13 protein-coding genes and 1 tRNA gene (1 of these 14 cut by a window edge) are annotated in these 11369 nt (G+C 59.2%); 10 read left to right on the top strand and 4 right to left on the bottom strand.

Translation table 11 applies throughout. The annotated features are described in order from the left end of the window. Window positions 1-52 precede the first annotated feature (52 nt). Genes AC3WK5_RS07000 through AC3WK5_RS07015 form a run of 4 tightly spaced genes read left to right on the top strand, consistent with a single transcriptional unit; the run spans window position 53 to window position 3397 of the window. Entirely contained in the window at window positions 53-781 is a 729-nt protein-coding gene (locus AC3WK5_RS07000) for an ABC transporter permease (protein WP_103315460.1), read from the top strand. Then, on the top strand, window positions 778-1488 hold the full coding sequence (locus tag AC3WK5_RS07005; protein WP_103315461.1) for an ABC transporter permease: 711 nt from the start codon (window positions 778-780) through the stop codon (window positions 1486-1488). Before AC3WK5_RS07000 ends, AC3WK5_RS07005 begins: the two co-directional genes overlap by 4 nt. A gap of 12 nt (window positions 1489-1500) precedes the next feature. Continuing rightward, entirely contained in the window at window positions 1501-2619 is a 1119-nt protein-coding gene (locus AC3WK5_RS07010; protein ID WP_103315462.1) for a succinylglutamate desuccinylase/aspartoacylase family protein, read from the top strand. 13 nt (window positions 2620-2632) lie between these two features. Next, the gene (locus tag AC3WK5_RS07015; RefSeq protein WP_054595988.1) at window positions 2633-3397 is read left to right on the top strand and encodes an ABC transporter ATP-binding protein; all 765 of its coding nucleotides are present in this window, start codon (window positions 2633-2635) and stop codon (window positions 3395-3397) included. A gap of 142 nt (window positions 3398-3539) precedes the next feature. Here AC3WK5_RS07015 and AC3WK5_RS07020 read toward each other — a convergent pair whose 3' ends face one another. Both AC3WK5_RS07020 and dcd read right to left on the bottom strand, forming a co-directional pair. Further along, entirely contained in the window at window positions 3540-3758 is a 219-nt protein-coding gene (locus AC3WK5_RS07020; RefSeq protein ID WP_054595987.1) for a hypothetical protein, read from the bottom strand. Window positions 3759-3865: 107 nt separating this feature from the next. Continuing rightward, window positions 3866-4432, bottom strand: a complete 567-nt coding sequence (gene dcd / locus AC3WK5_RS07025; protein WP_103315463.1) for a dCTP deaminase — start codon at window positions 4430-4432, stop codon at window positions 3866-3868. A 355-nt stretch (window positions 4433-4787) separates the two neighbouring features. Here dcd and AC3WK5_RS07030 point away from each other — a divergent pair, with 355 nt between their 5' ends. The 5 genes from AC3WK5_RS07030 (at window position 4788) to AC3WK5_RS07050 (ending at window position 9926) form a co-directional block, all read left to right on the top strand. Further along, window positions 4788-4997 carry a cold-shock protein gene (locus AC3WK5_RS07030; RefSeq protein ID WP_002554837.1) on the top strand — a complete coding sequence of 70 codons (210 nt, stop codon included), beginning with the start codon at window positions 4788-4790 and terminating at the stop codon, window positions 4995-4997. Between the two features lie 196 nt (window positions 4998-5193). Further along, the gene (locus AC3WK5_RS07035) at window positions 5194-5508 is read left to right on the top strand and encodes an MGMT family protein (protein ID WP_219731303.1); all 315 of its coding nucleotides are present in this window, start codon (window positions 5194-5196) and stop codon (window positions 5506-5508) included. Between the two features lie 43 nt (window positions 5509-5551). Then, window positions 5552-7114, top strand: a complete 1563-nt coding sequence (locus AC3WK5_RS07040) for an AmpG family muropeptide MFS transporter (protein ID WP_103315464.1) — start codon at window positions 5552-5554, stop codon at window positions 7112-7114. Window positions 7115-7239: 125 nt separating this feature from the next. Beyond that, entirely contained in the window at window positions 7240-8955 is a 1716-nt protein-coding gene (locus tag AC3WK5_RS07045) for a proline--tRNA ligase (protein WP_103315465.1), read from the top strand. Window positions 8956-8972: 17 nt separating this feature from the next. Continuing rightward, the gene (locus AC3WK5_RS07050) at window positions 8973-9926 is read left to right on the top strand and encodes a hypothetical protein (protein ID WP_054595983.1); all 954 of its coding nucleotides are present in this window, start codon (window positions 8973-8975) and stop codon (window positions 9924-9926) included. 66 nt (window positions 9927-9992) lie between these two features. On the opposite strand, the gene dinB is transcribed toward AC3WK5_RS07050, so the two are convergent. Further along, window positions 9993-11054 (bottom strand): DNA polymerase IV, encoded by a 1062-nt coding sequence (gene dinB, locus AC3WK5_RS07055; protein ID WP_103315466.1) that lies wholly within the window; start codon window positions 11052-11054, stop codon window positions 9993-9995. A gap of 117 nt (window positions 11055-11171) precedes the next feature. Next, the coding region (locus AC3WK5_RS07060) for a hypothetical protein (RefSeq protein WP_492574144.1) at window positions 11172-11369 on the bottom strand (198 nt) is incomplete at its 5' end. Continuing rightward, window positions 11354-11369, top strand: a tRNA-Met gene (locus tag AC3WK5_RS07065) (it continues 161 nt past the right edge of the window). The genes AC3WK5_RS07060 and AC3WK5_RS07065 overlap by 16 nt on opposite strands.

An 11369-nucleotide genomic window follows, 5' to 3' on the forward strand; every position in this document is an offset into this window, starting at 1 on the left:
GCGCCCATCCTCGTGATGGGCGCTTTTTTCACGCTATCAGGTTGCAGATTTTATGTTCGAACAACTGTTACAAAACCTCGGGCTTTCTGCCTTCAGCCTGCAGGGCTTTGGTCCGCTGCTGATGCAAGGCACCTGGATGACCATCAAATTATCGGTGTTGTCGCTGCTGGTGGCCGTGCTGCTCGGCCTGCTCGGCGCCACTGCCAAACTCTCCAGCGTCAAACTGCTACGAGTTCCCGCCCAGATCTACACCACCCTGATTCGCGGCGTGCCGGACCTGGTGCTGATGCTGCTGATTTTCTACAGCCTGCAAACCTGGCTGACCTCCCTGACCGACCTGATGGAATGGGAGTACATCGAAATCAACCCGTTCAGCGCCGGGGTCATCACCCTGGGCTTTATCTACGGCGCGTACTTCACCGAGACCTTTCGCGGCGCAATCCTCGCCGTTCCACGGGGTCAGGTCGAAGCCGCCACGGCTTATGGCCTCAAGCGCGGCCAGCGGTTTCGTTTCGTAGTGTTCCCGCAGATGATGCGCTTTGCCCTGCCCGGCATCGGCAATAACTGGATGGTGATGCTCAAGGCCACCGCGCTGGTGTCGATCATCGGCTTGGCGGACTTGGTCAAAGCGGCACAGGACGCCGGTAAAAGCTCCTATCAACTGTTTTACTTCCTGGTGCTGGCCGCCTTGATTTACCTGCTGATCACCAGCGCTTCGAACTTTGTCCTGCGCAGGCTTGAACGCCGTTATGCCGCCGGTGCCCGGGAGGCCGTACGATGATCGAACTTCTACAGGACTACTGGAAACCGTTCCTTTATACCGACGGTTACCACATCACCGGCCTGGCCATGACCATGTGGCTGCTCAGCGCCTCGATCTTCATCGGTTTCCTGGTGTCGATTCCGCTGTCGATTGCCCGGGTTTCCAGCAAGCTCTATGTGCGCTGGCCGGTGCAGTTCTACACCTACCTGTTCCGTGGCACACCGCTGTATATCCAGTTGCTGATTTGCTACACAGGCATCTACAGCCTGGCCGCAGTCCGTGCGCAACCGATGCTCGATGCGTTCTTTCGCGATGCGATGAACTGCACCATTCTCGCCTTTGCCCTGAACACCTGCGCCTACACCACGGAGATTTTCGCCGGGGCGATTCGCAGCATGAACCACGGCGAAGTCGAAGCCGCCAAGGCCTACGGTCTGACGGGCTGGAAGTTGTATGCCTACGTGATCATGCCATCGGCCCTGCGTCGCTCGTTGCCGTACTACAGCAACGAAGTGATCCTGATGCTGCACTCGACCACCGTGGCCTTCACTGCCACCGTCCCGGACATTTTGAAAGTGGCTCGCGACGCCAACTCGGCGACCTTTCTGACCTTCCAGTCGTTCGGCATTGCCGCGCTGATTTACCTGACCGTCACCTTTGCGCTGGTCGGCCTGTTCCGACTGGCTGAACGCCGATGGCTGGCGTTCCTCGGGCCGACTCACTAGGATTTTTTGCAAATGCGCCACCAGATCCATGACCTGCTTGCCCCACTGCCGGGCACTGCACGACAGATCCACAGCTTCCACTTCGGCCCGACCCAGGCCAAAGGCAAGATCTACATCCAGTCCTCGCTGCACGCCGACGAAATGCCCGGCATGCTGGTGGCCTGGCACCTCAAGCTGCGTTTGGCGGAGCTCGAAGCCGCCGGCCGTCTGCGCAGCGAGATCGTACTGGTGCCCGTGGCCAACCCGATTGGCCTCGAACAAGTGCTGATGGACGTGCCACTGGGCCGCTACGAACTGGAAAGCGGTCAGAACTTCAACCGCTGGTTCGTTGACCTCGGTGAAGAAGTCGGCAACGAGATCGAAGGGCAACTCAACGACGACCCACAACACAACCTTGAGTTGATCCGCAGCAGCCTGCGCAACGCGCTGGCTCGGCAAACCGCCCGCACCCAACTGCAATCCCAGCGCCTGACCCTGCAAACACTGGCCTGCGACGCGGACATGGTGCTGGACCTGCATTGTGATTTCGAAGCCGTCGCGCACCTGTACACCACGCCCGAGGCCTGGCCGCAGGTCGAGCCACTGGCGCGCTACATCGGCGCCGAAGCCAGCCTGCTGGCCACCGACTCCGGCGGTCATTCGTTCGATGAGTGTTTCACGCTGGTCTGGTGGCAAATGCAGGAGCGCTTCGGTGAGCACTTCGACATTCCGCTGGGCAGCTTCTCGGTGACCGTCGAATTGCGCGGTCAAGGCGACGTCAATCATCCGCTGGCCAGCCTCGACTGCCAGGCGCTGATTGACTACCTGATTCATTTCGGCGCCATTGAAGGCGAAGCCGCGCCCTTGCCCGAACTGCCCTACCCTGCCACACCACTGGCCGCAGTAGAACCGGTTGCAACCCCGGTCGGCGGTTTGCTGGTGTACCACGTACTGCCGGGCGAGTACCTGGAGGCAGGACAACTGATCGCTGAAATCATCGACCCGATCGGCGACCGCGTGACCCCGGTTCATTGCGCCAACGCCGGCCTGCTCTACGCCCGTTCGACTCGCCGGATGGCCACCGCAGGCATGGTGATCGCCCATGTTGCAGGCCTCGAAGCCTATCGTACCGGCTACCTACTTTCGCCTTGAGGATGCATGCCCAATGTACAAACTGACCATCGAAGGCCTGCATAAATGCTACGGCACTCATGAAGTGCTCAAAGGCGTTTCGCTCAAGGCCAAGACCGGTGACGTGATCAGCCTGATCGGCGCCAGCGGCTCGGGCAAGAGCACCTTTTTGCGCTGCATCAACTTTCTCGAACAACCCAACGACGGCGCCATGAGCCTGGACGGTCAAGCGATCCGCATGATCAAAGACTCCCATGGCATGCGGGTGGCCGATGAAGCCGAACTGCAACGAATCCGTACCCGACTGGCAATGGTGTTCCAGCACTTCAACCTGTGGAGCCACATGACGGTACTGGAAAACATCACCATGGCCCCACGCCGGGTGCTGGGTGTCAGCAAGAAAGACGCCGAAGATCGCGCCCGGCGTTATCTGGACAAGGTCGGCCTGGCGGCGCGCGTAGCGGATCAATACCCGGCGTTCCTCTCCGGCGGTCAGCAGCAGCGGGTAGCGATTGCCCGCGCACTGGCGATGGAGCCGGAAGTCATGCTGTTCGACGAACCGACCTCGGCGCTGGACCCGGAGCTGGTAGGTGAAGTGCTCAAGGTGATCCAGGGCCTGGCCGAAGAAGGCCGGACCATGATCATGGTGACCCACGAAATGAGCTTCGCCCGCAAAGTCTCGAATCAGGTGCTATTCCTGCATCAGGGGCTGGTAGAGGAAGAAGGTGCGCCTGAAGACGTGCTCGGCAATCCGAAGAGCGAACGCCTCAAGCAATTCCTCAGCGGCAACCTCAAGTAACCCCAGATTCCGTAGGAGCGTGGCTTGCCCGCGATGGGGCAACGCGATTTATCTGATAACCCGCGTTATCGTTCATCGCGGGCAAGCCACGCTCCCACAGGGATCAATCCAGCCTCGGGCCATTGAATTTCGATGCGGAAAATCAGGCAACCGGCGCGGGAGGCGGCTTATCCGGCAAGGTGGGTTCGCCAGGCTCGCCGGGTTCCGTCGGTTGTTCGTTCGGGGTATCGGGGTCGGGCTGACCAGGGATTCCGCCGGCCTGCGTGACAGGCGGATGAGCCAGCAATGACCAGGCCAGCAGGCCCACTTGATTGGGCTCAAGCCTTGCCAGTTCGGCACTTACTCGCGGATCGATCTTCATGAAGCACTCCTGAGCGATGGCCCGATGCGCCTTGCGCGCATCGGAGCAGTACACCCCATAGAGTGTACGCCCGCTCAGGAATTCCAACGGTTTGTCAGACGGCTGACTCAGGTACGCGGCAGCGTCACGCCACGCTGGCCCTGATACTTGCCGCCACGGTCCTTATAAGACACTTCACACTCTTCGTCAGATTCGAAAAACAGCATCTGCGCCACGCCTTCGTTGGCGTAGATCTTTGCAGGCAACGTGGTGGTGTTCGAGAACTCCAGGGTCACGTGACCTTCCCACTCCGGCTCCAGCGGCGTGACGTTGACGATGATGCCGCAGCGCGCGTAGGTGCTCTTGCCCAGGCAGATCGTCAGTACATTGCGCGGAATACGGAAGAACTCGACGGTACGCGCCAGCGCGAAAGAGTTTGGCGGAATGATGCACACATCGCTTTTGACGTCGACGAAGCTCTTCTCATCAAAGTTTTTCGGATCGACAGTCGCCGAATTGATGTTGGTGAACACCTTGAATTCATCGGCGCAACGCACGTCATAGCCATAGCTCGATACGCCGAAGGAAATCAGCCGGTCGGAGCCTTCGCCACGCATCTGGCGCTCTACGAACGGCTCGATCATGCCGTGCTCTTGCGCCATGCGGCGAATCCACTTGTCCGATTTGATGCTCATGGCGGGGGTGTCCTGAATAGCGAGGTGGAAAAATTCTGTCCGGCATCTTACCGGGGCGCGCCGCCGGTTCAAAGTCCGGGGCACAATTCTCGGCGATCCCCCACGATTTCCGGGCCTTCGCGGCAATACGGCGCACCGTCAGTCATGAAAACAGAGAAACCTTCGCAAAGACCATTGGCACGTTCAGGAAAAAGGGTTAAGGTGGCGCCACTGTGCTGCTTGTGTCACTGAGAATCTCTACACGATATGTTGAATTTCGATCCAACCATCTACAAGAATTTTTCCTGCTCTTTGCACTCAGTCTCGGCCAGGGTTCTTCCTGAGTCGCAGTTATCTTTGTTCAAGGAGTTACACCATGTCTAATCGCCAAACCGGTACCGTTAAGTGGTTCAACGATGAAAAAGGCTTCGGCTTCATCACTCCACAATCCGGTGACGACCTGTTCGTTCACTTCAAAGCTATCCAATCCGACGGCTTCAAAAGCCTGAAAGAAGGCCAACAGGTTTCTTTCATCGCTACCCGCGGTCAGAAAGGCATGCAAGCTGAAGAAGTTCAAGTTATCTAACTTGTCCTGATTTAGTAAAAAGCCCCGCCCTCAAAAGCGGGGCTTTTTTGTGCCCGTCTGTTTTTACCGGGCCACACCCGATTTGGCGAGATTTTCATTCGCTCACGGAAGACTTACTCTGGAAGCAGCCTCAACACCCTCATCAGGAAGCGGCAACGTGACTGACGCCAACCATGAAACCGAGACCCCAGCACAGATGCGCCGAACCACGCTCTACCTGACCCTGGCCCAGGTTCCGGAAGGCAAAGTGGTGAGTTACGGTCAACTCGCCGAACTGGCAGGCCTGGGGCGGGCCGCCCGCTGGGTGGGGCGCACATTGAGTCAGTTGCCCGGCGACACCAAGCTGCCCTGGCATCGCGTATTGGCTGCCGGCGGTCGCCTCAGCCTACCAGCGGGAAGCCCCTCCGGCGATGAACAGCGGGCACGCTTGCGCATGGAAGGTGTCAGTGTCCTGAACAATCGTGTTGATATTCAGCGTCATGGCTGGCGCCCGGTAGAGCACAGCGGTTAGAGTGCGCGCTTTGTTTTCGCAATTTTGAGGCAGACTCCAGCCCATGCCCCGTAAAACCTGGCGCGCCGCGCTCGCTGCTTATGCCAGCCCCTCGACGCTCGTACTATTGCTACTGGGTTTCGCCGCTGGCCTACCCTACATGCTGGTGTTCTCAACGCTATCCGTCTGGCTGCGTGAGGCCGGCGTAGCCCGTGAAACGATTGGTTATGCCAGCCTGATCGGGCTGGCCTATGCGTTTAAATGGGTGTGGTCGCCACTTCTCGACCAGTGGCGCCTGCCATTACTCGGCAAACTCGGCCGACGACGCTCCTGGCTGGTCCTGGCGCAAATACTGCTGGTCCTCGGCCTGATCGGCATGGGTTTCTGCGACCCGCAAAAGCATCTGTCCTGGCTGATTGCGATTGCCGTTCTGGTCGCGTTCGCCTCTGCCACCCAGGATATTGCCGTCGACGCCTATCGCCTGGAAATTGTCGATGACACGCGCCAGGCTGCATTGGCCGCCAGTTATATGTCCGGCTATCGGGTCGCGGCGCTCCTGGCGACAGCCGGTGCACTATTCATTGCCGAAGGCTTCGGCTCCACCGGGTTCAACTACAAACACTCGGCCTGGACCGGCACCTACGCGCTGTTCGGCCTGCTGATGATCCCGGCGCTGGTGACCACCCTACTGATGCGCGAACCTCCCGTGCCGCTGCGTACCCAGCTGTCCGCCGGGCGCTACAGCTTTGTGCACCAACTCGCCTCGGTATTCGTACTCATCGTTTTGCTGGTATCCGTACCCGCGATGTTTACCCAGCTCTACAACACTGATTTCGCCAGCGTCATCACGGGCGCCATGAGCCCCTTGGATCTACTGCTGGAAGATCGGGCATTTCTACGAGCGCTGCTCTACATCATCCTGACCAGCCTGTGCCTCTCCACCATGGGCCGCCGCGGCCTGGCCCCGGTGCTGACGCCCGTCAACGACTTCGTTGTCCGCTACCGCTGGCAGGCCTTTCTGCTGCTGGGCCTGATCGCCACCTACCGAATGTCCGACACCGTGATGGGCGTAATGGCCAACGTGTTCTACATCGACCTGGGCTTCACCAAGGATCAGATCGCCGGCGTCAGCAAGATCTTCGGCCTGATCATGACCCTGATAGGCGCCGGCATGGGCGGCCTGCTGATCGTGCGTTTCGGCATCCTGCCGATTCTGTTCATCGGCGGGTTCGCGTCAGCCGCTACCAACCTGCTGTTTGTGATGCTCGCCGACATGGGCGCCAACCTGGAGATGCTGATCGTCACCATTTCCCTCGACAATTTCAGTTCGGGCATGGCCACCTCGGCCTTCGTCGCCTACCTGTCAAGCCTGACCAACCTGAAGTTTTCCGCGACCCAGTACGCCCTGCTCAGCTCGATCATGCTCCTGCTGCCGCGCCTGATCGGCGGCTACTCCGGAGTCATGGTGGAGAAATACGGCTATCACAACTTCTTCATCATCACGACCCTGCTCGGCGTGCCGACCCTGCTGTTGATCGCCCTGCACTGGTTCCAGGAAAACCGCCGCGAAGGCCCGACACCAACACCCGAGCCGGCCCAGACCACCACCGCCGTCGAAGAGTCGTAGCGCCTTGAGTGCGGAGTTTTCTCCGCACTCAAGCCACACCGCCGACCGCAATCCTGTACGCCAGCAAATCCCGCCCGTACAATGCTTCGTCATTTCTAGTCTTCAGCAACCGACAACGGCCTACCATGCGCACCAGTCAATTTTTGCTCGCCACACAGAAAGAAACGCCTTCCGATGCGGTCGTCGTCAGCCATCAGCTGATGCTGCGCGCCGGCATGATCCGCAAACTCGCCTCCGGCCTGTACACCTGGCTGCCGATGGGCTTGCGAGTGATGCGCAAGGTCGAAGCCGTCGTTCGTGAAGAAATGAACGCCGCCGGCTCTCTCGAAGTGTTGATGCCGAGCACTCAACCGGCTGAGCTGTGGCAGGAATCCGGTCGCTGGGAAGAGTACGGCCCTGAACTGCTGCGCTTCAAGGATCGTCACGGTCGCGATTTCTGCGCCGGCCCGACTCACGAAGAAGTGATCACCGACCTGATGCGCAACGAGTTGAGCAGCTACAAGCAGCTGCCGATCAACCTGTACCAGATCCAGACCAAATTCCGTGACGAAATCCGCCCACGCTTCGGTCTGATGCGCGGTCGCGAGTTCATCATGAAGGACGCCTACTCCTTCCACGCCGATCAGGCATCGCTGCAGGTCACTTACGACCGCATGCACCAGGCGTACTGCAATGTGTTTACCCGTCTGGGCCTGAAGTTCCGCCCTGTAGAAGCCGACAACGGCTCCATCGGCGGCGCCGGCTCCCACGAGTTCCACGTACTGGCCGAATCCGGTGAAGACGACATCGTCTTCAGCAACGGTTCCGACTACGCAGCGAACATCGAGAAAGCCGAAGCCGTGCCACGGGAAACCTCGCGCGCCGCACCGTCTGAAGAGTTGCGCCTGGTCGACACCCCGAACGCCAAGACCATTGCGCAACTGGTCGAAGGCTTCAACCTGCCAATCGAAAAAACCATCAAGACCCTGGTGGTTCACGCTGAAGAGAAAGGCAAGCTGATTGCCCTGATCATCCGTGGCGACCACGAACTGAACGAAATCAAGGCCGCCAACCAGCCTGGCGTCGCCAGCCCGCTGGTCATGGCCTCTGAAGCCGAACTGCGTGACGCCATTGGCGCCGGCGCCGGCTCCCTTGGCCCGCTGAACCTGCCGCTGCCAATCATCATCGACCGTTCCGTCGAACTGATGAGCGACTTCGGCATCGGTGCCAACATCGACGACAAACACTACTTCGGCGTGAACTGGGAGCGCGATCTGCCAGTACCGACCGTTGCCGACCTGCGCAACGTCGTGTCCGGCGACCCTAGCCCTGACGGCAAAGGCACCCTGGAAATCAAGCGCGGCATCGAAGTCGGGCACATCTTCCAGCTGGGCAACAAGTACAGCAAAGCGATGAAGTGCGAAGTCCTCGGCGAGAACGGCAAGCCGGTCACCCTGGAAATGGGTTGCTATGGCATCGGCGTGTCCCGCGTCGTAGCCGCGGCCATCGAGCAGAACAATGACGAGAAAGGCATCATCTGGAGCGACACCCTCGCGCCCTTCCAGATCGCCCTGGTGCCTCTGCGCTACGAAACCGAGCAGGTTCGCGACGCGACCGACAAGCTGTACGCGGAACTGACCGCTGCCGGCTTCGAAGTGCTGCTGGACGATCGCGACAAGAAAACCAGCCCGGGCATCAAGTTCGCGGACATGGAGCTGATCGGCATTCCTCACCGGATCGTGGTCAGTGACCGCGGCCTTGCCGAAGGTAACCTGGAATACAAGAGCCGTACCGAGGCCGAGCCGCAAGCGCTGCCGGTCGCTGACGTGCTGTCGTTCCTTCAGGCTCGTATCCGCCGCTGACACCAGATAGAGAAGTCATGTTCAAGCGAAACACCTTAAACCTCGGTGGTGCCGCCCTGTGCGGCACCCTGTTGCTCAGCGGCTGCGCCAATCAGATGTCACAACGCAGCGAGCACGAGGAACGCATCGAGCGCAAACTGCTCGATCACAGCCTGCAGATCGATGTCGGTGAGCCTAAGGTGCTTGAGCTGCCGCAACGCCGGGTTCGGATTCACGAGCAGAAGACCTTCGAAGTCACCGAGTACGATGTCACCCGGCGCTACGATCGCTACACGCCTTACCAACCCTGGCGCAAGGTCTACGAGATTCCATTGGGCGCGGTGACTTTGGTGGGCGGCGTCGGCGCGAACATCGCCAACGTGTTCGCCCTCGGCAACCTGCCAGACAGCATGACCAAGGACTGGATCAGCAATGGCATTGCCGGGCTCAACCCGTTCATGAACATACAGTCCCATGGTCGCGCACAACAGAACCTGGCCGGTATCGATGAAGTCCAGCGTGATAAGCGTATGGAATATTCGAGCCTGCCATGGAGCGAGCGCCCGGTAGAGGTCAAGGCCGGCACGCAGACCTTCGAGCTCACCACCGACCGCAACGGCGTGTTGCGCTTGAACCTGCTGGACAGCCCGTTCGCAGAGCAGGACCTGAACCGTATCGGAAAGCTGCAGATTACTGTTGAAGATGCTCAGGACGATGTGCACACCGACTCGTCCCTGACGATCAGCAGCACCTTGCGCAGCAAGCTGCTGGAAGCTCATACGCTGATTTACGACGACCTCGAAGACGACGAAGTGAGCCAGTGGGTACACCGGGTCAAACGCCTGTCGGAGCTGGGCCTGGAAGAAGAAGCCAGCGAGCTGGAACAAAGCCTGATCGAACTGACCCGCAACGATCCCGAGTTGCAAAGCGAGTTTCTCAAGTCGCTGACCAAGGATGCCGGGCGTTTGGTGGCGGATCCAGGGCCGAACTAAAGCCGAAAAGCATCGCGGGCAAGCCTTGCTCCTACAGAGTCAAACGCGCTTGCCCCCGATCGGCCCCTACCGCTCAAACAGATCCAGCTGCTCAAAGCCGCCACGCAGATCCTGCAAGCGCACGCCAATCCCCAGCAAACGCACGGGTTTGCCACCCCGATTGAACGCCTGAGTCAGCAACAACTGATAGCTACCCAGATCACGCCCTGCCCCGGCCTGCTCCAGTGTCGTCTGGGTAAAATCATGGAACTTCACTTTGACGAACGGCTTGCCCGGCCGGTAGCTGCTATCGATCCGCGCCATACGCCCATTCAGGGTTTCCAGCAGGTCCGGCAGCTTATCCAGGCAACTGACCAGATCCGGCAGATCCACATCGTAGGTATTTTCGACACTCACCGACTGCCGGCGACTGTCGTTCTGCACCTGCCGATCATCGATCCCACGCGCCAGACTCCACAGACGCTCGCCAAAACTGCCAAATTCGCGCACCAGCGCCAGCTTGTTCCAGTCACGCAACTGCAGGCAATCGGCAATACCGAGCTTTGCCAGCTTGTCGGCAGTGACTTTGCCGACACCATGCAGTTTGCTCACCGGCAACTGCGAGACGAAGTCCTCGACCTGATCCGGCGTGATCACAAACAATCCGTTGGGCTTTTTCCAGTCACTGGCGATCTTCGCGAGAAACTTGTTCGGCGCTACACCCGCCGAGACGGTGATATGCAGCTGATTGGAGACGCGGCGCCGAATATCCTGAGCAATTCGCGTGGCACTGCCGGCGAAATGCGTGCTTTCCGACACGTCGAGATACGCCTCATCCAGCGACAGTGGCTCGATCAGGTCGGTGTAATCGCGAAAAATCACCTGGATCTCTTTCGACGCTTCTCTATAGGCATCCATGCGCGGCTTGACGATGACCAGGTCCGGGCACAGCTTCAAGGCATGCCGTGAGGACATGGCCGAGCGCACCCCGTAAGCCCGCGCCTCATAGTTGCACGTCGCGATAACTCCGCGATGATCCGCCGAGCCACCCACCGCCAGCGGCTTGCTCGCCAGAGTCGGGTCGTCACGCATCTCGATGGCGGCATAAAAGCAGTCACAATCGACGTGGATGATTTTGCGCTGCGTCATATAAGGCAGTGTTCAATGAAGGAAAAAGGACTACGGCGAACCGGATCGCCAGTATCTCACTGACAACTGTATATAGCACCAGTGCCTGATTTCTTATCTCATAGCAGAAGAAAATGCCTACACTGGATTTATTTTTTCAATCGAAACAAACCCGTCAATAGAGCTGAAAGCCTTATACAGCAAGCCCTCAAGCCCAATTCGACTGTCTGACTGATACGCTAAGCGATTGAACAGGAACAGATTTTTCTCAATTAGCAATTGACAGCCCGGCGATCCTCTGTAGAATGCCGACACACAGACGCGGGATGGAGCAGT

The organism is Pseudomonas sp. FW306-02-D09B (assembly GCF_058782685.1).